The organism is Martelella sp. K41-7, assembly GCF_055808365.1.
The window spans coordinates 1,480,057-1,502,246 of record NZ_CM147867.1; the positions used below are offsets into that span (position 1 = coordinate 1,480,057).

The window sequence follows — 22,190 nt, forward strand, 5'->3', positions numbered from 1 at the left end:
GATGTTCAGGCCTCTGCACAAAGACTGCCGCATGCGCTGCGATATTCCTGTTCCAGCCGATCGATGAGGTCCGCGACCTCAGGAAGATCGTCGATCGCGCCGATGCCCTGACCGGCCGACCAGAGGTTTTTCCAGGCTTTTGTTTCGCTTTCCATGTTCATTCCGCAATGGGGTGGCAGGTGATCAGGGTCCAGCCCGGCGGCGATGATGCTGGGCTTCAGGAAATTGGCAGGGACACCCGAGATTTCGGGAGTGTAGAGGATATCGGCGGCGCGCCCTTCGATGATCATGCGTTTGTGACCTTCAGGCGCCAAAGCTTCGCGCGTGGCGATGAAACGGGTTCCGATATAAGCCAGATCAGCACCCAGTGCCGTTGCTGCGGCGACGTGCGCGCCGGTGGACATGGCGCCTGCCAGCGCAATCGTGCCACCAAAGAAGGACCGAATCTCCGGCACCAGCGCGAACGGGCTCATCACGCCTGCATGGCCACCGGCGCCTGCGCAAACGGCGATAATCCCGTCAACGCCGGCTTCAGCCGCCTTTTCAGCGTGACGGCGGGTGGTGACATCATGAAACACCAACCCACCATAAGAATGCACGGCCTCGACCACATCCTTCACTGCACCGAGCGAGGTGATTACCAAAGGCACTTTATGAGCAACGACCTGAGCGAGGTCGGCCTTAAGCCTGGTGTTCGACGGGTGCACGATCAGATTGACCCCGAAGGGCACGGGGTTTTCCAGGGCCGCAAGCCGTTCTTCGATATCGTTGAGCCAGCGAGCGAACGCATCGGTGGTTCTCTGGTTCAGTGCTGGAAATGTCCCGCAAATTCCCGCCTTGCAACAGGCGACGACTAGATCGGGGCCCGATGCCAGAAACATCGGGGCGGCGACTACAGGTAGTCGCAGACGTGGTCCGAGGCCGCTACTATTGTGCATTTCATTCTCCTCCTCTGCGATATGCTGTCTGTTCAGGGCTTCCAGCAGGTATCGGGTCAACGACGGCGCCTTGGGGCTGGTTCGCCAGGGCTTGCCGCTCTTTGGGAGAAAGCAGCATGAGGCAGGTCTCCAGCAGTGGCGGGCTCTCCGGCAGGGGCCCAAACGGGGCGAATAGCTCGGCGGTCCTGACCTTTTCCGATCCGGTGCCCGGCTTCAGCATGACCGCGCGGACAACGGCGGATGCGGCGAGCTCTCCCTTGAAGGGGCCTGAGGTTGCGACAATCCGGTGCTCCATAAAGAGGGACTGTTCTGTCCAGCCGCAGAGCTCAGTATCAACCTGAAACCGATGAAACACGCCAAGCGGTCGCCGGTAGCGGGCATTCACTCCCGTCAACACCGGCTGCCATTTGTTTTTCATCGTCAACTGTCCAAGGCCGGAGCGGAACAGCAAGTCCATCCGGCCGAGATCCATAAAGGCCAGATAGCGGCCATTATTGACATGCCGATTGAGGTCAAGGTCCTGCGGCCAGACCCTGAGTTCAATCGAGGATATGTCCTGCAGCGGTCGCAGTCGCGGGCGTGACTTCGATGCCAGCATCACTGTGAGCAACCGTCTCCATACATACATGGCGTGTTCCAATCATGCTTTCGTCGCGTTGAGGCCCATGGGTGCTTCGGTATTGACTGACGTCAACGATTCCTCTTGAAAGAGATAACGTATACGTATATTACGTATCCTATTAGTCATGTCGAGTAGATAAAGCCGGACGTAGCCTTGAGGAGGGATGCCCCGGCCAAATGGGAGGAGACATGCAGGAGCACCCAGAGGTGACCCCGGCAGCATATACGTCCGGAAATTTCTGCAGTTCAGAGCAGGCTGCGGCAATGGTGTCCGCGCTCATGGAGGGCGGGCAAGTGTTGCCGGACTTCCTGGATGACGCCGTTCGCCGATTTTCAGACAGGGCAGCGGTTGAGTTTTTCGACCGCACCTGGACCTATGGCCAGATTGACCATCTTGTGGACCGGTTCTCGCGCGGCCTTGCCGGGCTCGGGGTTAAAAAGGGCACACGTGTCGGTCTCTGCCTGCCCAATTCTCCCTATTCGGTAGTCTGTTTTTTTGCGGTGCTGAAGGCGGGTGGCGTCGTCGTCAACTACAACCCGCTTTACACCAGCCGTGAGCTTCTGGCCCAGATCCGTGATTCCGGCACTGAGGTCATGATCACGCTGGATCTTCAGCAGGTCTATAAAGGGCTTGGTCCAATTATCGCCGATGCCGAGCTCAAACATGTGATTGTCTGTTCGATGGCAGAAAGCCTGCCTACGGCCAAGGGTTTGCTTTTTCGGCTGTTCAAGCGCGCCGACAGGGCCCGTATACCGCGTGACGCATATCATATCAGCTATGATGCGGTTTTGCGCAAAGGAGACCAGACCGAAAGGCGGGCCGTTGAAATTACGCCGCAAGACATCGCCGTTCTGCAATATACCGGCGGCACGACCGGTATCCCGAAAGGCGCAATGCTCTCTCATACTGCCTTGATCTCCAATGCGCGGCAGATGCTGGCCCAGACCGGCGAGGATGTGCTGACCCCGGGCGAAGAGGTGATTGTCGGTGTTTTGCCGTTCTTCCACGTGTTCGCCATGACCGTCTGCATGCTTTATGCGATTGAAATCGGCGCTGTCATGCTGCTCGTTCCGCGGTTCAACCGCGACGATCTGATCGCATTGATGGAGAAGCGCCGGCCGACACTTCTGCCTGCCGTGCCGACGATTTATGGCGCGATCAACGCTGTCGCTGCGACCCGCCGGATCGATCTTACATCGCTGAAAATATGCGTTTCCGGTGGCGCGCCGCTGCCGCTGGAGGTGCGCACAGACTTTGAAAAACTGACCGGCTGCAAGCTTTCGGAAGGGTATGGCCTCACCGAATGTTCGCCGGTGGTTTCCGTCAATCCCTTCGACGGGAGACCGGCGCGGCCCGGCTCTGCCGGATTGGCGCTGCCAGGCACCGTGCTGGAAATTCGCGATTCCGAAAATCCCGCTGTTGTGCTGCCGAAAGGTGTCAAAGGCGAGTTGTGGGTGCGCGGTCCGCAGGTGATGTCCGGTTACTGGAACAAGCCCGACGATACCGCCTATGCCTTGCGCGACGGCGCATTTCGCACCGGCGATGTCGGCTATATCGACGAGGACGGTTACCTGTTTCTGGTCGACCGGCTGAAGGATCTCATCATTTGCGGCGGCTACAATGTTTACCCGCGATTGATCGAGGAAGCCCTCTACGAGCATGAAGACGTTGCTGAGGCGATTGTGATCGGCGTGCGGGATGAATATCGCGGCGAAGCGCCGAAGGCCTTCGTTGCCCTGAGGCCAGACTCGACTGTCACGGTTGAGGAATTACATGCGTTTCTCAAGCCCCGACTGTCGAAGATCGAGCTTCCGCGCGCCATCGAAATACGTGAAAGCCTGCCGAAGACAATGATCGGGAAGCTTTCGAAAAAGGAACTGATCGAAGAAGAGCGCAACACCTCTCATCACGCAGCGGAACCAAAGCGGGAGAAGGGGCAACGTCATGTTGACGCATAGGGCAGGAGGTCGTTATGATGAAACGCTTAAAAAAGAAAAGGTTTCTCGTGACGGATCAGTTTTTCACCGTGACTCAACTTGCCGAAGAGCTTGGTTTGACGCCACGGGCTGTGCGTTTTTACGAAACGAAGGGGCTTATAAACCCCGGACGTGCGGGAAAGACACGGATATACACCCAGCGCGACCGTGCTCGTCTGATCCTTGTTCAGCGCGGCAAGAGCCTTGGGTTTTCCCTGCAGGAAATCAAGAATTTCCTCGATCTTTACGAAATCGACCGAACCCAGCAGGAGCAGCTGAATGCGCTTCTGAAGGCCGTTCGCGAGCGCGTCGGTATGCTCGAAGAGCAGAAGGTCGCGCTCGATCTGACGCTCGACGAACTGAAAGCGGTAGAGCGCGAAGCCGAAGCCCGTCTTTCTCACAAGATCGGCAAGCTCGCCAGCTAAATCCAGTTTACAGCCCTCATCGGCACAAAACCGCCGTCGCAACCGCGTCGGGCGTTGGCTTTGCTGTGCTTTTTACAATCCATGATCTTCAGGTTTCTGGGAGGATGCCATGACCAATGTTGTCATCGCGGGCTATCAGCGCTCGCCATTTACGCTCGCCAAAAAAGGTGAATTTTCCCGTTTGCGTGCGGATGATCTGACCGCACAGGTGGTCAAAGGTCTGGTCGAAAAATCCGGCGTCAAACCGGATGATATTGAAGACCTGATCCTCGGCTGTGCTTTTCCCGAAGCCGAACAGGGGTTGAATCTTGCCCGTCTGGTTGTGCTTCTGGCCGGCCTGCCGCAGTCTGTCGGTGGCGTCACGGTCAACCGTTTCTGCGGTTCGTCGATGCAGTCAATCCACATGGCCGCCGGTCAGATCCAGCTTGGTGCTGGCGAGGTTTTCATCTGTGCCGGTATCGAAAGCATGAGCCGGGTGCCGATGATGGGCTATAACCCACTCCCCAATCCCGATCTCTATGCGAAACTGCCCGGTGCCTATATCGGCATGGGTGATACGGCGGAAAATGTGGCCTCGCGCTGGCAGATCTCGCGCACAGAGCAGGAAGCTTTTGCCGTGCGTAGCCATGTCCGTGCCAGCGAAGCGCGGGCTTCGGGCAAATTTGCGGATGAGATTGTTCCCATCAATGTCAATGGTTCGCAGGTGGATCAGGATGGCTGCATTCGCCCGGAAACGACGGCTGAGATTCTTGCCGGGCTGAAACCGGCCTTCTCTCAGGACGGAACTGTGACGGCCGGAACATCCTCGCCGCTGACCGACGGGGCATCTGCCGTTCTGATCTGCTCGCAGGCCTATGCCGAGAAGAATGGGCTGACGCCACTGGCGCGTCTGACGTCCGTCGGCATTTCCGGCTGTGATCCGGAGATCATGGGCATCGGGCCGGTCGGCGCGACCAAAAAGGCGCTGGCGCGCGCTGGGCTGGAAATCGGCGCGATGGATATCGTCGAACTCAACGAAGCCTTTGCCAGCCAGTCGATCGCCTGCATGCGCGATCTGGGTCTCGGCCCGGACAATGTCAATGTCGATGGTGGCGCGATTGCGATTGGCCACCCCCTCGGCGCGACGGGCGCGCGCATTGTCGGCAAGGCCGCCTCGTTGTTGCAGCGAGAAGGCGGGCGCCACGCGCTGGCAACCCAGTGCATCGGCGGCGGACAGGGGATCGCAACCATTCTGGAGCGGGTGTGATGGAAAAAATCAACAAAGTTGCTGTGATCGGCTCAGGCGTTATGGGGTCGGGCATTGCCGCGCAGGTTGCCAATGCCGGCGTTCCTGTGCTGTTGCTCGATATCGTACCGGAAAACGCTAAAACCCGGAACGTCGTTGCTGAAACAGCACTCGCCAAAATGCAAAAGGCCGATCCTGCGCCGTTCATGTCAAAGCGTGCGGTGAGACTGGTTGAAGCCGGCAATATAGAGGACGATCTCGAAAAGCTGGCCGATGTCGACTGGATCATCGAGGTCGTGGTAGAACGGCTCGATATCAAGCAGGCGCTCTACCGCAAGATCGACACGGTGCGTAAGCGTGGTACAGCTATCTCTTCCAATACCTCCACCATCCCACTTGAAAATCTGATGGCGGGCATGCCGGACGACTTCGCCCATGACTTCATGATTACCCACTTCTTCAATCCGCCGCGCTATATGCGCCTGATGGAACTTGTGACAGGTCCTTCAACGGATCCGGCATTGGCGAGAGTGGTCACGGATTTCGCCGACCGCAGGCTCGGCAAGAGTGTTGTTTCCTGCAACGACCGCCCTGGCTTCGTCGCCAACCGGCTGGGAACCACCTGGATACAGCTTGGTGTTCTCAAAGCACTGGAAGAAGGCCTTACGGTTGAGGAGGCCGATGCCGTGATGGGCAGGCCGTTTGGAATTCCGAAGACCGGTGTTTTCGGGCTGATTGATCTGGTCGGGCTGGATCTCATGCCGCATATCGGCGCCAGCCTGAAGAGTTCGCTGCCGGAAGACGACATGTTCCATCAAACCAGCCGTGATCTGCCGCTGGTCAACAAGATGATTGCCGACGGCTATACCGGGCGGAAGGGAAAGGGCGGTTTTTACCGGCTGAACCGTGAAGGCGGGCAAAAGATCAAGGAAGCCATCGATTTTGAAACCGGTGCCTACCGGGTTTCGGTGAAGCCGGAGAACGGCGCGCTCAAGGCAGCGCGAAAACCGCGCCAGATGATGGAGCTGAACGGACCGCTGGGGCGCTATGCATTTGGCGTCATGGCCAACGCACTGTCCTATGCGGCAAGCCTCATCGGTGATGCTGCCGATGATATTGCCTCCATCGATGAGGTCATGCGGCTCGGCTATAACTGGAAGTGGGGACCGTTCGAACTGATCGACCTTATCGGCGGCGAATGGCTGGTCGGGCGCATGCGTGCGGAAAATATTCCTGTGCCGGCACTGCTGGACGCGCTCGGCGACAAGACCTTCTACCGGATCGAGAACGGGCGCCGTCAGGCGCTGCAGCCCGATGGATCCTATGCCGATATCGTCCGGCCGGACGGCGTGATCATGTTGGAAGACATTAAGCGCACCAGCGAGCCGTTGTTGAAAAATGGCTCTGCTGCGGCTTGGGATATCGGCGATGGCGTCGTCTGTTTCGAGTTTATCTCGAAGGCCAATGCCATGGATGACCAGATCATGGATCTGCTTGACAAGACGATCGGGTTGGTCAAACGCAAATACAAGGCATTGGTTATCTATAACGAAGGCACGCATTTTTCGGTCGGCGCCAATCTCGGGCTGGCGCTGTTCGCTGCCAATATCGGAGCCTGGGGTGAGATCGAAAAGCTCGTTGACGGCGGCCAGAGAACCTATCTGAAAATGAAATATGCTCCATTTCCTGTCGTGGCCGCGCCATCCGGCATGGCGCTTGGCGGCGGTTGCGAAATCCTGCTCCATTCCGATGCCGTTCAGGCGCATGCGGAAAGTTATATCGGGCTTGTGGAGTGTGGAGTCGGTCTGTTGCCCGCCTGGGGCGGCTGCAAGGAAATGCTGACCCGCTGGCAGAAAACCGGAAAGCTGCCGAACGGCCCGATGCCGGCCGCCGCCAAAGTGTTCGAAATGATTTCGACCGCCACTGTCGCCAAATCGGCCGAAGATGCGCGCGATCTGATGTTCCTGAAAAAGGACGATGCGGTCACGATGAACCGCTACCGCCTTCTGGCTGACGCCAAGGCGAAGGCGCTTGCCATGGTTGATGGCTACCAGCCTCCGGAACCGCAGGACATCGTGCTGCCGGGCCCGTCAGGGAAGGCTGCCATGCAGATGGCGGTAGACGGTTTTGCACGCCGGGGTATCGCCACGCCCCATGATCAGACCGTTGCCGGAGAACTGGCGACTGTACTCTCAGGCGGCGACACCGACATCATCGATACGGTGAGTGAAGAGACGGTGATGGAGCTTGAACAGGAGAGCTTTATGCGCCTTGTCAAAACCCGCAAGACGCTCGCCCGCTTTGAAAGCGTCATCGAAACCGGCAAACCTTTGAGGAATTGAACCATGCAAGTTTATAACGCCCCGATCCGGGATATGCGTTTCGTTTTGCACGAACTCATCGGCATTGACGATTATGCACAATTGCCCGGTTTTGAAGATGTGTCCGCCGACCTTGCCGACGCTATTCTTGAAGAGGCTGGAAAGTTCTGTACCGAAGTCCTGTTGCCGCTGAACGCATCTGGCGATGAGGAAGGTTGCGTTCTTGAAAACGGCGTGGTGCGCACGCCCGAAGGCTTCAGGGAGGCCTACAAGTCCTTTGCCGAAAGCGGCTGGACGTCGATGGCATCCGCCCCCGAATGGGGCGGGCAAGGACTTCCCGAAACGATCAACAAAATGGTCGAGGAGATGAGCTGCGCTGCCAATCTCGCCTTCGGCCTTTATCCGGGGCTGACCCATGGCGCCTATCAGGCGATCGCCGATCACGCCACCGATGAACTGAAGCAGCTCTACCTGCCGAAAATGGTGGAAGGCACCTGGTCGGGCACCATGTGCCTGACCGAGGCCCACTGCGGAACCGATCTCGGCCTGTTGCGCACCCGCGCAGAGCCGCAGTCCGATGGCAGTTACAAGATTACCGGATCGAAGATCTTCATTTCCGCCGGTGAGCATGACCTGACGGAAAACATCATTCATCTGGTGCTGGCACGGCTTCCCGATGCGCCGAAGGGGGTCAAGGGCATCAGCCTTTTTCTGGTGCCGAAATTCCTGCCGAACGAGGATGGCACGCCAGGTCCCCGCAACGGTGTTTCATGCTCGGGGCTGGAACACAAGATGGGCATCAAGGCTTCGGCCACCTGCCAGATGTCGTTTGACGATGCCACCGGCTGGCTGGTTGGTGAGCCGCACAAGGGCATGCGGGCGATGTTCACGATGATGAACAGTGAGCGCCTGTCGGTCGGTATTCAAGGGTTGGGAGCTGCGGAAGCCGCCTATCAGGGGGCCGTGGCCTATGCCAAAGAGCGGCTTCAGGGCCGTTCGCTCGCCGGCGTGAAACATCCCGACAAGCCCGCCGATCCGATCATTGTTCACCCGGATGTGCGGCGCATGCTGATGACAATCCGCGCCTATACCGAAGGGTGCCGGGCACTTGGCGGCTGGGTGGCGCGCAATCTTGATATGCTCAAGCATCACCCCGACCCGGAAATGCGTCAGGACGCCGAGGACTTCACCGCATTGATGACGCCGGTCGTGAAGGCGTTGTTCACCGACCTCGGGTTTGAATGCACCAACATCGGGATGCAGGTCTATGGTGGCCACGGCTTCATCCGTGATCACGGCATGGAGCAATATGTCCGCGATAGTCGTATTTCGATGATCTACGAGGGCACCAACGGAATTCAGGCGCTGGATCTGGTCGGTCGCAAGATGCCCGCCCATATGGGCCGCTATCTGCGCTCTTTCTTCCACCCCGTTCTGGCCGAGATCGACGCTGCTGTCGATGATGAACGACTCGCCGAACTAGCCCAGCCGTTGGCAAAAGCCTTTGGCGGGCTGCAACTTTGTACCGCCGAGATTGCGCAAAAGGGCATGAAGGATCCAGAGGAAGCGGGGGCCGCTGCCACGGAATATCTGCGGCTCTTCGGTCTTGTTGCGTTGGGCTATATGTGGCTGAAGTCAGCCAGGGTCGCACATGATGCGCTGGAAGGTGGGTGCGACGATCCGGCCTTCTACAAGGCCAAGCTCGTGACCGCCCAGTTTTACATGAAGCGGATCCTGCCGCAGGCTGCAGGTCTGGTTGGCTCTGTCCGTGCTGGCAAGGCGTCGATGATGGCGCTCGATGAAATGTCGTTCTGACAGCGCAATTGACGTCGTCCGCGCATCGTTCAGGTGCGGGTGAGGTAGGCTTGCAACCCGATAGAGCCGAGAGGCTTGTTAGATTCTGGAGGTAATATGGCTGATCTCGATACATTGATCGCCGCAATGGAAGACAGGGCCGACCGGCTGGAAGAACTCGGCTACAGGGTCCGTTTCGACCTGAAGGACGGCGGGTCGATACTGCTGGATGCGGTTGACGGGGATGTCGCCGTTTCGCGCGACGAGACCAACGAGGCCGAAGCCGACACGGTTCTGGTGATGACATCCGACAATCTTGCGAAACTGATTGATGGAAAGCTCAACCCGATGCTGGCCTTCTCCACCGGACGGCTGAAAGTGCGTGGCTCGCAGGGTGTTGCTCTCAAGCTGGCCGGGCTGCTGGAAGCGGAATAGTTCTTCAGTCCATGACCAATAAAAGTGGGCGACGGCCTTGCGTCCGACCTAGAGCCAAAACATAAGGGCGCCGTTTCCGGCGCCCCTTTTTGTCTCAATATATTGTTGTGGGTGAGGCTTGTCCTCAGCCCACGCTCACTTCACTTTCTTCCATTGCTGGCTTTTGCAGATTGCGCCGCCAAGGACGCAGCCTGACAGTTTGAGCGTATCGCCTCCGGTCAGCTCCATCTTGCCGGTGTAGTTCTTGCCGTTTTCGAAGTTATAGAGCTTGCCTTTCCAGGCGTCAGTCCCAACCGGTTTCAGGTTAAAGAGCATCTGCGTGCCAACCAGCGCGTTGCCGCGTTTGGATTTGTCCGGGTTTTTGACATCTTTTGACGGTGTTTTCTGCCAGACGATCGTGCCGCAGAACGCGTCCGCGCAAGGGGCAATCTTTACCTGCGTTTTGCCGCTTTCCGTCATCCAGGTTCCGGCTGGCGATGTGGCAAAGGCGGTGCCGGAAAAGGCGAGGCCCGCGATCAGGCCTGCTGCCGCAAGAACAGTGTGTTTGCGCATAAGTCTCTCCTCGTTTGTGCAGACAGACCGGACCGGAGAGCCGGCCCGGCTGGCGACAAGTCTCAACCGCCGAAACGGTAGCGCAAGCTGACAGAAATGAGATCGACGCGGGAATCGACTTTTCCGACGAAATCGGCGCCCGGTTCGTAATGCGGGTTGCCATTGACCAGCCTGACATCGCCATCGCCTACGGAGAAGATGTGCTCATAGGCAAAATCGAGCGACAGATCGTTGGTCCAGTTGTAGGTGCCGCCGATCGAGGCATGGACGCGATCGCTGTCGGGCAGGCGGAGATCCCGGTTTCTTGTCGAGATTGGAGACCACTCATAGCCGAGGCCGCCGCGCACGGTGAACTGTTCTGTCCAATCATAGGACATGCCCAGCGCCGCGTAATATCCATCGTCATATTCGAACGGCAGATCTGTCAGTTGCATACCGTTGGTCGGGCCGGAATTGCCGTAGACCGGGATGGTGTTGAATACGCTCCAGTTGGTCCACTCGAACCCGGCATTGAAGGTCAGTGCGTCTGTAACCTTCTGGCTCAGGCCAACCGTCAGCTGATCTGGCAGTTTCATGTCTGCATCAATGCCGTAGCGCCCAGCCGGCAGCGGGCCGCTGGAGGCGCCGAGGGTCAGATCCCCGGAGAGATTCTGGTTGATCGCGGAGCGATAGCCGACGCCGATGACCGTGCCGTCCATCGGCGTCAGTGTGAAACCCAGCGTGTAACCGGCCGCCCAGGAATCGCCTTCGAGTTCGGCACTGGGCGCTCCCGGAAGCGGTGACATTGCCTGCGTCAGGCGGGTCTTGAAATACATCGCTTCCACGCCGGCACCGACGGTCAGCCAGTCATTGACCTTCCAGGCTGCCATCGGGGTGAAATTATAGCTGCGGACTTCTGAGGTGCGGGCATAGACCTGGCCTGCGTAATTGGTTGGGTTCTTGGTCGTCAACCCGAACGGGGAATTCACCCCAAGCCCGAGCCAGATGCTGTCATTGACCTGAAAGCTGACATAGCCGGCAGGCAATGCAGCATCGAGCCCGATGTCGCCCGTGGATCCCGATCCGCCATAATAGATCAGCGCCGGGCTGGTTCCGGTGGTCGGCGTCGTACTGGCGTAAGGAAAAATGCCCGTCAGATCGATTTCGGCCTGAAGGCCTTTAAACTCGGTCATGGTTGCCGGGTTCCAGTAGGTTGAGCCCAACCCGGCCTGACCGGCTGCTGCGCCCGCAAACGCCTGGCCAAGACCTGCTGCACTCTGCTCGCGCAATCCGAACGATCCGGCGAGCGCCGATCCCGCCATTAAAGCGGTCGCCGCCATGAACGAAAAATAGAACAGACCTGTCCTGTTGGTGATAGGCATTGTTTCCTCCTCCTTGAAACAAAACGTTAACTTTAAAACCTATTCAGTCCATATCTCCCAATCGGAAACATATGCGACGTTAACGTCATTAAATATACCAAAGAGTGTGGGTGTGAGCTTATTTGCTAAAATGTTGCCAAACCGCAACAGTCAGCATTGTCAGCCGGAGGAGAATGCGAAGATGGTTGTGCCGCCTGGATACCTGTCGGGACAGTCGGCTCCGGCAACAAGGCCGAACAACTGGTTCACACCGGCGGCATCTGCTTCATACTTCAGGCACAGGTTCTGCCGTGCCGGAGATCTGTTGGAAATATGTTTCGATCAGTTTGACGAGTTCGGAGAAGGCTGGCGACAGGGTTGAGGTGTGGCGGTAGATGGCCTTGGCACTCCAGTTCAGGACCGGCCCGGTATAATCGAGTGCAACGAGGGAATTGTCCGCAAGGTAGGGCACCAGCAAGTGGCCCGGTGCGCCCGTGATTGCGTTGCTTTCACGCGTGGTGCGGAACAACAGCTCATAGTGGTCTGTTTGAAGGGCGATCTGCGGTTCAATGTCGGAATTGGGTGCTGCGAACCATGACAACATTTCAACCGGGATTTCCGGCACGGCCAGGGGGAATTTAAAGATGTCTTCCCTGCAGACGTTGCGCAGGCCTGCCAGAGGGTGCTTCGTGCTCGCTGCGAAAACGATAGGTTCGTTGACAACCTCATGCATCATGATGTCACCTGTGTCTGGCAGGTGGGCGCTTGCGGCAATTCCAAGGTCAATACGCCCCGCGGCGATATCGGTCAGGACTTTTTGTGTCGCGTCGGTGCGAAGCGACAGATGCACATTCGGGAATTTCCGGCAAAATTCAGGAATAACTGCGCGCATCGCTCCGTGGATCAGCACTGGTCCGGCAGAAAGCTTGATCTCGCCGCGTTCTCCGGCCGCAATCAGGTTGAGCTCATCACGAAGCCGCTGCAATCGCGACAGGATTTCAGGGGCCGTTTCAACAATGTGCTGGCCGAACACAGTCAGTTCGACACCGCGATGGTTTCTTACAAACAGCGCAAACCCCAGGTTTTCCTCGAGTTTCTGAACGCTCGAGGTCAACGCAGGCTGGGTCAGATTCAGCTCTTTTGCGGCGCCGTTGAACGTGCCGCAGCTGTGAATAGCCAGAACTTGTTTAAGGTGTTTTGCGGAAATCATTTCTATCTAATAAGTAAAATCTATAGCTTTTGCAATTTAAATCAATTTTTACTGCCTTAAGACTCCCTGTAAGACGCCGAAATAGTGTTTTGGGAGGAATATTATGAGATGCTTAAATATGGCGCGCATTATATTGTTGTCCGGCGTGTGCCTGAGCGGTACTGCGACTTTTGCAGACACTGCAAGCCCGAAGACCGCCGCCGCTAACGCCCTGATGCTGCAGCAACTCGATTTTTCCGATCGTCGGGACTTCGAGGATGCGACACGCGGCTTCATTGCTACGTTCGATCCCGCGATCATTACGGATTCCGATGGCGCACCGGTCTGGAACCAGGATCAATATGGATTTCTGGAAGGCAAAGCCCCGGCGACGGTCAATCCAAGCCTCTGGCGACAGGGACAGCTGAACGCGATCAACGGCCTGTTCGAGGTCACTGACGGGATTTACCAGATTCGCGGTTTCGATCTTTCCAACATGACGCTGGTACGCGGCGACACGGGCTGGATTGTGATCGACCCGCTTGTCTCCGAGGAAACAGCGCGTGCAGGACTGGAGCTTGCCAACCGCGAATTGGGTGCTTTGCCGGTGGTTGCGGTTATCTACAGCCATAGCCACGCCGATCATTTTGGCGGTGTGCGCGGCATCGTGGACCCTGACCGGTTTGCAGCGGGGCAGGTCGAGATCATCGCGCCGTCCGGGTTTATGGAATATGCCGTGGCTGAGAATGTCATGGCCGGCAATGTGATGACCCGCCGGGCGGCCTATCAGTTCGGCAATGTTCTGGAAAAGGGACCCAAGGGCCAAGTCGGCAGCGGGCTGGGACAGACCACATCGACCGGGACTGTGACGTTGATTCCGCCGACCGATATTGTTTCCGAAACCGGTACAGAAATGGTTGTCGACGGTGTGCCGATCATCTTCCAGATGGCGAACGGTTCGGAGGCACCGTCAGAGTTCATATTCTACTTTCCGGAACAAAAAGCGCTCTGCCTTTCCGAAGTCGCAACCCATGTCATGCACAATGTCTACACCCTGCGCGGTGCGAAAATGCGCGATGCTCTGGGATGGTCCAAATATATCAACGAAACCATTCAGCTCTTTGGCGACGACGTGAAGGTTGCCTTTGCCGGCCACCATTGGCCAACCTGGGGACAGGAGCGGGTCGTGGATCTTCTGGACGGCCAGCGGGATATTTACCGGTTCATCCATGATCAAACCCTGCGTCTGGCCAATCAGGGTTACGGCCCGCGCGACATTGCCAACATGATCGAATTACCGGAGGCGCTTGCGCAGAACTTCGCCACCCGCGGCTATTATGGCAGTCTGAAGCACAATGCCGAAGCGGTGTACAATTATTATCTGGGCTGGTTTGACGGTAATCCCGCAAATCTGGATCGTCTGCCGCCGGCTGAAAGCGGTGCGCGCTACGTGGAATTTATCGGCGGGCCGGACGTTCTGCTTGCCAAGGCGCAGGCCTCCTTCGACAAGGGTGACTATCGCTGGGTAGCCGAGGTGGTGAATCACCTGCTGCTCGCCGACCCCGAAAACGAGGCTGCCCGCGAATTGCAGGCGAAGGCGCTGACGCAGCTTGGCTATCAGGCGGAAAGCGGACCGTGGCGGAATTTCTATCTCTCAGGTGCGCAGGAGTTGCGTGACGGGGTCATGCCGACACCCGCGCCGCGCATCGGTGCCGATGTTATGACGGCGATGACGCCGGAAATGATCTTCGATTTTCTTGCGCTTCATCTTAACCCCGCGAAGGCGGGAGATCAGACGCTAACGTTCAATTTCGAATTCACCGATGTCGATGAACAATACGCCGTCAGCCTGGAAAACGATGTGTTGAACAACACCGAGGGGCTGGTTGCAGAAGACGCGGATGCATCCTTTCAGCTGACCCTTCCGGCGTTTGGCGCCTTGTTACTGCAGCGTGCGACCGTCCCGCAGCTTGTCAAAAACGGCACGCTCACCTTTGACGGTAACCTGCAAGCCCTCGGTCAGCTCATGTCCATGATGGATACGTTTGATCCGTGGTTCCCAATTACAACTCAGGTGAAGTGACAAGACAATGCGTGAGTTTGATTACATCATCGTTGGCGGCGGTTCCGCCGGTGCCACCCTTGCCGGGCGGCTCAGCGAAGATCCGTCAGTTTCGGTCTGTCTCCTGGAGGCTGGAAGAAAGGACAAATCCGTCCTGATTCACGCTCCGCTGGGTATGGCGGTGTTGATCGGCACGCCGATCCACAACTATCAATACAAGTCTGTCCCGCAAAAGGGACTGAACGGGCGGCGCGGTTATCAGCCGCGCGGCCGCGGACTTGGCGGTTCCAGCTCGATCAACGCGATGCTTTATGTGCGCGGCAACCGTCAGGATTACGACCACTGGCGTAGCCTGGGCAATCCGGGCTGGGGCTATGAAGAGGTTTTGCCCTATTTCATCCGCTCCGAAGGGAACAGTCATTTCGCGAACGAATATCACGGGAAGGACGGCCCGCTGGGCGTCAGCACGCCGACGGATCCCAGCAATCTGAACGACATGTTTCTCGAAGCCTGTACGCACCAGCAACTTCCGGTAAATCATGATTATAACGGCGCCGATCAATATGGCGCGCATATCTTGCAACGCACGATCAGGAATGGTGAACGCTGCTCCGCCGCTACAGCCTATCTGACGCCAAACCTGTCACGCACGAACCTGAACGTTATCACGCAGGCAAGGACCGAACGGGTGGTGCTGGAGGGCAAGCGCGCCACAGGTGTTGCCTATCTGAAGAACGGCACACGGTATGAGATCAAGGCCCGGCGCGAGGTGATCCTGTCTGGAGGGACCTTCGGCAGTCCGCAAATCCTGATGCTGTCGGGGATCGGGCGGGGGGAGGAACTGCGCCGGCACGGCGTTACCCCGCTGCACGAATTGCCGGGTGTGGGCCAGAACCTTCAGGATCACATCGACTATGTGATGACCTTCCGTGCGCCTGCGAAATCCGAAACGCTGGGCTTTAGCCTGCGCGGCGGAATGCGGGTGATGAAAGGTATTGCTCAATGGGCGCGCTACCGTCGCGGGATCGTGACCACCAGCATCGCTGAATCCGGGGCATTTTTCCGGTCTTCCCCTGATGTGGAAGCGCCCGATCTGCAGCTCATCTTTGTGATTGGCATTGTCGATGACCACAACCGGAAACTCCATCTTGGTCATGGCTTCAGCTGTCACGTCACGGTGGCCCGCCCCAAAAGCCGCGGGTATGTGGCTTTGCAGAGCGCCGACCCGGCCCGGTCGCTGACGATCGATCTGAACTTCTTCGGCCACCCCGATGACATGGATGTCATGCTGAAGGGGGCGGAGAAAATGCGGTCCATTTTGATGGATGAAGCGCTATCTCGCGTGCGTGGCAAGCCGCTTTATGTGGATATGCTGGGTGACCGTGCGACATTGGAGCAGGACATTCGCAACCGGGCCGACACGCAATATCACCCGGTTGGAACGTGCCGCATGGGCGGGAAGGAGGACCCTCTCTCTGTGGTCGATGCCGAATTGCGGGTCCACGGGATAGACGGCCTGCGGGTTGTCGATGCGTCGATCATGCCGACGCTGGTTACGGGCAACACCAATGCACCAACAATCATGATTGCCGAAAAGGCCGCGGATTTGATCCGGACCGCATATCAGAGGGGGAGGGACTAAGGTGTTCGGGAAAATGATGGAACGTCCGCTGATTGTCAGCGACCTGATCGTTCACGCCGCGAAATATCACGGCAGCACTGCCGTTATATCGCGCGAAACATCAGGCGAAATCACCCAAACGGACTGGTCTACGTTGGAACGGGACGCACGCCGGCAGGCCAGTGCCCTTGCCGCGCTCGGTCTGGTTCAGGGCGACCGGGTGGCAACGATTGCCTGGAACAATCATCGCCATTTGCAGACTTGGTTCGCCACCTCTGGAAGCGGGTTGGTTTGTCATACGATCAATCCGCGTCTGTCCCCGGAGCAACTGGTGTTTGTGATCAATGATGCGTCGGACAGGATTTTGATCTTCGACAAGACATTTCTGCCGCTGGTCACCGGGGTGAAGGACAGCCTGATTGCGGTGGACCATTTGGTCTGTCTCGGCGCTTTTGACGACGAGGTACTGTCCGCCTTGCCTGATGTTCTGTTCCTTGATGAGATGGTCGCCGGACAGGGTGACGATTACACCTGGCCTGTGCTGGACGAGCATCTGCCGTCTTCGCTGTGCTATACTTCCGGTACCACGGGACACCCGAAGGGTGTGTTGTACTCCCACCGCTCGACTATGCTGCATGCGTTTTCCATTTGCCTGCCGGATTCGGTTGGACTGTCGGCGCGCGAGATCGTATTGCCGGTGGTGCCGATGTTCCATGTCAATGCCTGGGGCATGCCCTATGCAACAGCGATGACAGGGGCAACACTGGTTCTGCCTGGTCCGGGCCTTGATGGCGACAGCCTGATTGAGTTGATCGACGGCTACAAGGTCACGGTTGCGCTCGGTGTGCCGACGATCTGGCAGGGGCTGCTCGCTGCTGCCGATAAAAACGGGACGAAGCTGCCTTCTCTGACACGCAATGTGGTGGGGGGCGCGGCCTGCCCGCCTGCAATGATCGATACATTTCGCGAGGTCTACAATTGCGACACAATTCATGCGTGGGGTATGACGGAAACGTCTCCGCTGGGTAGCATCAATCAGCCAAAAGCCAGGCATGACGAACTATCTAGCGCCGAAATTGTTGCTTTGCGTTGCACTCAGGGTCGTCCGCCTTTCGGCGTGGATTTGCGGATTGTCGGCGAAGAGGGGGCGGAACAGCCCCGAGATGGTGTTGCGCAGGGCGAGTTGCACATACGTGGGCATTGGGTGGTCGATACCTATTTCGGAGAGGATCAGAACGCCCTGACCGACGATGGCTGGTTTGATACCGGCGATATCGCCAGCCTTGATGCCGATGGGTTCATGACCATTCGCGATCGCTCCAAGGACCTGATCAAGTCCGGCGGCGAGTGGATTTCCTCCGTTGCACTGGAGAATATCGCCGTTTCCCATCCCTGTATCGTTCTGGCCGCCGCCATTGCCGCACGACACGAAAAATGGGGCGAGCGTCCGGTCATCGTCGCTGTTCGTGCCGAGGGCGCCGAGCTCGATGAGTCGGACCTCATTGCATATTTTCGCGGCAAGGTCGTGTCATGGCAGATCCCTGATGCTGTGATTTTTGTTGACAAGATTCCTGTGAACGGCGCCGGCAAAATGCTCAAGACAAGCCTGCGCAAGAACTACGGCAATGTCCTGATAGAAGGAACGATGTGCTCATGAACGTGACCGATTTTGCCGAATTGGATCAGGATCTGAAAACGCTTGATGCATCCAAGGATGATTGGGCGCGCACGTCGATTCCGGACCGGATCGCCATTCTGCAGGCAATCAAGGAGGCGCTTTTACCGGTGGCCTTGGCCTGGGTCGAGGCGGCGGCGCAGGCAAAACAAATCCCCACCGGTTCGCCCCTTACCGGTGAAGAATGGGTCTCCGGCCCGTATGCGGTTATGGGGGCGTGCAACGGATTGATGCAGACGCTGGCCGCGATGGAAGGCAAGGCGTTTCTGGACGACCTGCCGAAACGCCAGACTATCAGCGGTCAGCTTGCTGTGAAGGTCACCCCCCACAGCGTCTGGGATCGGCTTTTGCTGTCGGGTGTCAAGGCAGAGGTCTGGATGCAGCCGCATGTCATGGCGGAGAATCTGGCTGCGTATACCGCCAATGCCTATGACCTGCCGCCGCAGGAGCGAAAGGGCAAGGTGGCTCTGGTTCTGGGCGCAGGTAATATTGCGTCCATCGCTCCGCTGGATTGTTTTCAGAAACTGTTCCTGGAAAATCAGGTTGTCCTGCTCAAGCTGAACCCTGTGAACGATTACCTGATCACGGTCCTCAGGACCGCGCTGAAAACGTTGATTGATCGCAACGCATTGCGGATCGTCAAGGGTGGCGGAGCCGAAGGGGCCTATCTGACAGGTCACTCGCTAGTCAGCGAGTTGCACATCACAGGCTCCGGCTCGACCCATGATGCAATCGTTTGGGGGACGGGCGAAGAGGGAACCGCCAACAAAAAGGCTGGAACGCCCAAAAACACCCGCCGCTTTACCTCGGAGCTGGGCGCCGTTTGCCCAACCATCATTGTGCCGGGGCCATGGTCGCCGGCTGATATCGCTTTTCAGGCCGAACATATTGCCACGCAAAAAATGCACAATAGCGGTTTCAACTGTGTGGCCTGCCAGGTGTTGATTCTGCCGACAACCTGGCGTCTCAAGGACGACCTGATGAAGGCCGTGACCGCTGCCATAGCAGCATCGGCCCGTCCCGCCTATTACCCCGGTGCCGAAGGCCGCCTGTCGGAATTTGCCGCAAGGGGCGAAGTGCCCGAAAGGATCGCGCGGCCTGTCGGTCCCGATTGTGTTGTCACGCGGGCCGATGACGATCCGATGTTTACCACAACCGAAGTGTTTGCCCCGGCTCTCAGCACCCATGAGGTTGCTGGCGACGGTGCCGAGAGCTATCTGCGCGCGGCAATTGCCTATGCCAATGACACATTGCACGGCACGCTGGGCGCGAATATCCTGGTCCACCCCAAGACCATCCGCGACATCGGCAAGGACCGGTTTGAAGCCCTGATCTCTGATCTGCATTATGGCACGATTGCCATCAATGCCTGGACCGGGCTGGCATTTCTGCTGCCGCCATGTCCCTGGGGCGCTTTTCCCGGCCATACTCCTGAAGATGTGCAAAGCGGGATCGGATCGGTACACAATTCCTTTATGTTCGAGGCCTCCGAACGTGTCGTGGTTCAGGCACCATGGCAGCCTTTCCCGCGCAGTCTGTTGTCCGGGCAGTTCACGCTATTGCCCAAACCGCCATGGTTCATAACCAACAAAAAGGCAGACAAGCTGGGCAAGCTGCTGACCGGGTTTGAGTACAAACCGGCATGGGGCAAGCTGCCCGGAATTTTGCTGAATGCTCTGCGCGGGTGATCCGCTTGAAGCAACTGGTGCGAAGTCAGCGTATAACGGGAGGAGCAGAAGTTGGCTGGTTGCGCGGCAGTCTGGCGAGCGGAATGCTGTTGTCGTTCACGACTCGTGTGGGTGCGGTAGGGGAGATTATCCTGAGCAGATGGTTATTGCATTCCGACGCGAAAGTGACTGCAAACGTGCAGGTTTGTCCGTTTCGTCACGTCGGTGGTGGAAGGCTATGGCCGATACCAACCGTCGCTGACTAGACCCCTTGCCCCCATTGCCGTGGCCAATTTGGGCGGCTGCGGCAGCATGGTGATGTTTTCGGGTACAACGAGGTCGTTGAACATGTGCCATCCCGCCTTGATCGATTGATACGGCCGTCGGCACCGCGAACATTGATGCGTACTGCTCAGATGCGCGGGGTCTGAACAGTAACGCTGCCGAGCCGCGCTGAATCGGTACGCGAGCCGCCATCATAAATCGATACGAGGGCGAAAAATGCCTCGTCAGGTCGCCATCTCGTGTCTGGTGAGCCACAAACCGCAACCTGACACCATACTCGTAAAGAAATCGCTGAACCCATAGCAAATCCGCTGTTTGAACCAGAGATTCAGATCCGGAGGCGATGGGGGAACCCGAGAGACGTAAGCGTTGCAATTGCCCCTGAGAATTGGACTATCGAAGCCAAATCGCCAGATGGTAATTTCTCCCTGCCTTTGAAATCAGGAGGGAAGAATGGCGTCAGTGGACATTTGGGGCTTCAAGGTCGGGCTCTCTACCGATGGCATCCGAAGATCGCCTGATCAGGCGGTCTCGTCCCTTCTTTTTCTGTATCCGGACATTGTAGTATGACGCGTATCCCCTTTGTCGAGGCGAAGCTGTTCCCGGTCGGCGACAGCGAAACCGATCTTGAATACCGATTTGAAAACCACCTGCGCAAGCTGCGCGAGGACAAGCATTCTGTCGAAGAAATCTCCGAAGAGGACGACTGGCATCGCTCGAGAGACATTGTGACAAGTCGCGACCGGGCACGGATCAGGCGATGGGCAGTACGGATCATCAAGGGGCGGGAAAAGGTGTCCGGCATCATGCATCTGCGGGCCGAGGACCGCAAGGCGATCGAAATGCTGAATACCGGCGTGCAAGTGGTCGAGATCGAAAGCGAAGCGCGCGCTGATGAGGTAATCCCCCCGAAAAATAATGGGCTTCAAAAGTAGAATTTTCTCGGGTTTTATGACTGAGGAGATTTTGATGAAAAAGACGAGATTTAGCGAAGCACAGATTATTGGCATTCTGCGTCAGGCAGAAGGTGGCGTTCCTGTGCCTGAACTTTGCCGGGAGCACGGGATGAGTTCAGCGAGTTTTTATAAATGGCGGGCCAAATATGGCGGCATGGATGCGTCGATGATCAGCCAGATGAAAGCGCTGGAAGACGAGAACCGCCGTCTGAAAAAGATGTATGCGGAGATGAGCATGCAAACCGAACTGCTGAAAGAGGCTTTGGGAAAAAATGACGCGGCCATCTCTACGCCGGGAGGTGGCCGCGCAAGCCGTGGCGATACGTGGGGTGAGCATAGCACTTGCCTGCCGAACGTTCGGTGTCAGCGAAACTTGCTACCGATACAAAGGCAAACGCAATGATGAGAATGAACAGATCGCCGATCTTCTGACCGGCTTGACGCAGGCAAAGAAGAACTGGGGCTTTGGCCTTTGTTTTCTCTATCTGCGGAACGTACAGGGACGGCGCTGGAATCATAAGCGTGTTTATCGCATCTACCGCGCGCTTGAGCTGAACCTCAGGATCAAGCCACGCCGGCGGCTGAAACGGGAAAAACCGGATACACTCAATGTCCCGACAACGCCGAACGCGGTCTGGTCCATGGACTTTATGGCGGATCGGCTGGCCGATGGCCGGCAGTTTCGGCTTTTGAATGTTCTGGATGACTTTAACCGTGAGGGGCTTGGCATTGAGGTCGATTTCTCTCTACCTGCGGAGCGTGTCATCCGTAGCCTGAACCAGATCATTGAGTGGCGCGGCAAACCGCTGGCAATACGTGTTGACAATGGCCCGGAATATGTCAGTGGAAGGCTTATGGACTGGGCTGAAAATCAGGGCATTGCGCTGAATTACATCCAGCCTGGAAAGCCGCAGCAGAACGCTTATGTCGAACGCTACAACCGGACAGTACGACACGAATGGCTTGACCAATACATCATCGAGAGTATCGAAGAGGCGCAGGCGTTCGCCACACAATGGTTATGGAGCTATAACAACGAGCGACCCAATATGGGCATCGGCGGAATGACACCCGCACAGAAACTGAAAATGGCTGCGTGAATTCTAC

At 57.5% G+C, this 22,190-nt stretch carries 17 protein-coding genes; 12 read left to right on the plus strand and 5 right to left on the minus strand.

Annotated features, from left to right (window positions below; translation table 11 throughout):
• Positions 1-5 precede the first annotated feature (5 nt).
• Positions 6-938 (minus strand): NAD(P)H-dependent flavin oxidoreductase, encoded by a 933-nt coding sequence (locus tag AC0L7L_RS07025; protein ID WP_272211106.1) that lies wholly within the window; start codon positions 936-938, stop codon positions 6-8.
• 1 nt (position 939) lies between these two features.
• The gene (locus AC0L7L_RS07030) at positions 940-1,566 is read right to left on the minus strand and encodes an acyl-CoA thioesterase (protein WP_473513028.1); all 627 of its coding nucleotides are present in this window, start codon (positions 1,564-1,566) and stop codon (positions 940-942) included.
• Positions 1,567-1,748: 182 nt separating this feature from the next.
• Between AC0L7L_RS07030 and AC0L7L_RS07035 the strand changes: the two genes are divergently transcribed.
• From AC0L7L_RS07035 to AC0L7L_RS07060, 6 genes are all read left to right on the plus strand, one after another.
• Complete coding sequence (locus AC0L7L_RS07035) at positions 1,749-3,518, plus strand: long-chain-fatty-acid--CoA ligase (protein WP_473513030.1); 1,770 nt, start codon at positions 1,749-1,751, stop codon at positions 3,516-3,518.
• Positions 3,519-3,535: 17 nt separating this feature from the next.
• Complete coding sequence (locus AC0L7L_RS07040; RefSeq protein WP_473513033.1) at positions 3,536-3,961, plus strand: MerR family transcriptional regulator; 426 nt, start codon at positions 3,536-3,538, stop codon at positions 3,959-3,961.
• A 109-nt stretch (positions 3,962-4,070) separates the two neighbouring features.
• Complete coding sequence (locus tag AC0L7L_RS07045; protein ID WP_473513035.1) at positions 4,071-5,207, plus strand: thiolase family protein; 1,137 nt, start codon at positions 4,071-4,073, stop codon at positions 5,205-5,207.
• Positions 5,207-7,528 (plus strand): 3-hydroxyacyl-CoA dehydrogenase/enoyl-CoA hydratase family protein, encoded by a 2,322-nt coding sequence (locus AC0L7L_RS07050; protein ID WP_473513037.1) that lies wholly within the window; start codon positions 5,207-5,209, stop codon positions 7,526-7,528. The genes AC0L7L_RS07045 and AC0L7L_RS07050 overlap by 1 nt, the downstream gene beginning before the upstream one ends.
• A 3-nt stretch (positions 7,529-7,531) precedes the next feature.
• Positions 7,532-9,322, plus strand: coding sequence for an acyl-CoA dehydrogenase C-terminal domain-containing protein (locus AC0L7L_RS07055; RefSeq protein WP_473513039.1), 1,791 nt, complete (start codon positions 7,532-7,534; stop codon positions 9,320-9,322).
• Between the two features lie 96 nt (positions 9,323-9,418).
• A complete protein-coding gene (locus AC0L7L_RS07060; RefSeq protein WP_272211110.1) occupies positions 9,419-9,736 on the plus strand; it encodes an SCP2 sterol-binding domain-containing protein in 318 nt (105 codons plus the stop codon).
• A gap of 135 nt (positions 9,737-9,871) precedes the next feature.
• On the opposite strand, the gene AC0L7L_RS07065 is transcribed toward AC0L7L_RS07060, so the two are convergent.
• The 3 genes from AC0L7L_RS07065 to AC0L7L_RS07075 form a co-directional block, all read right to left on the minus strand.
• The gene (locus AC0L7L_RS07065; protein WP_272211111.1) at positions 9,872-10,288 is read right to left on the minus strand and encodes a DUF2147 domain-containing protein; all 417 of its coding nucleotides are present in this window, start codon (positions 10,286-10,288) and stop codon (positions 9,872-9,874) included.
• A 62-nt stretch (positions 10,289-10,350) separates the two neighbouring features.
• The gene (locus tag AC0L7L_RS07070; RefSeq protein ID WP_272211112.1) at positions 10,351-11,649 is read right to left on the minus strand and encodes an OmpP1/FadL family transporter; all 1,299 of its coding nucleotides are present in this window, start codon (positions 11,647-11,649) and stop codon (positions 10,351-10,353) included.
• Between the two features lie 265 nt (positions 11,650-11,914).
• Positions 11,915-12,838, minus strand: coding sequence for a LysR family transcriptional regulator (locus AC0L7L_RS07075; RefSeq protein ID WP_473513043.1), 924 nt, complete (start codon positions 12,836-12,838; stop codon positions 11,915-11,917).
• A gap of 103 nt (positions 12,839-12,941) precedes the next feature.
• Here AC0L7L_RS07075 and AC0L7L_RS07080 point away from each other — a divergent pair, with 103 nt between their 5' ends.
• The 6 genes from AC0L7L_RS07080 to AC0L7L_RS07105 all read left to right on the plus strand — a co-directional run bounded on the left by AC0L7L_RS07080 (position 12,942) and on the right by AC0L7L_RS07105 (position 22,183).
• A complete protein-coding gene (locus AC0L7L_RS07080; RefSeq protein ID WP_473513045.1) occupies positions 12,942-14,900 on the plus strand; it encodes an alkyl/aryl-sulfatase in 1,959 nt (652 codons plus the stop codon).
• Between the two features lie 7 nt (positions 14,901-14,907).
• A complete protein-coding gene (locus AC0L7L_RS07085; RefSeq protein WP_473513048.1) occupies positions 14,908-16,521 on the plus strand; it encodes a GMC family oxidoreductase in 1,614 nt (537 codons plus the stop codon).
• A 13-nt stretch (positions 16,522-16,534) separates the two neighbouring features.
• Positions 16,535-18,157: a long-chain fatty acid--CoA ligase gene (locus AC0L7L_RS07090; RefSeq protein WP_473513050.1), complete on the plus strand. Its 1,623-nt coding sequence runs from the start codon at positions 16,535-16,537 to the stop codon at positions 18,155-18,157.
• On the plus strand, positions 18,154-19,863 hold the full coding sequence (locus tag AC0L7L_RS07095) for an aldehyde dehydrogenase family protein (protein WP_473513052.1): 1,710 nt from the start codon (positions 18,154-18,156) through the stop codon (positions 19,861-19,863). The genes AC0L7L_RS07090 and AC0L7L_RS07095 overlap by 4 nt, the downstream gene beginning before the upstream one ends.
• Before the next feature lie 830 nt (positions 19,864-20,693).
• Complete coding sequence (locus tag AC0L7L_RS07100) at positions 20,694-21,062, plus strand: hypothetical protein (protein WP_473513054.1); 369 nt, start codon at positions 20,694-20,696, stop codon at positions 21,060-21,062.
• Between the two features lie 34 nt (positions 21,063-21,096).
• Positions 21,097-22,183, plus strand: a protein-coding gene (locus AC0L7L_RS07105) for an IS3 family transposase (RefSeq protein ID WP_272209663.1) whose coding sequence is annotated in 2 segments (ribosomal slippage) — positions 21,097-21,353 and positions 21,352-22,183 — 1,089 coding nt in all. Because the reading frame shifts where the segments join, the coding sequence is not laid out codon by codon here.
• Positions 22,184-22,190 lie beyond the last annotated feature (7 nt).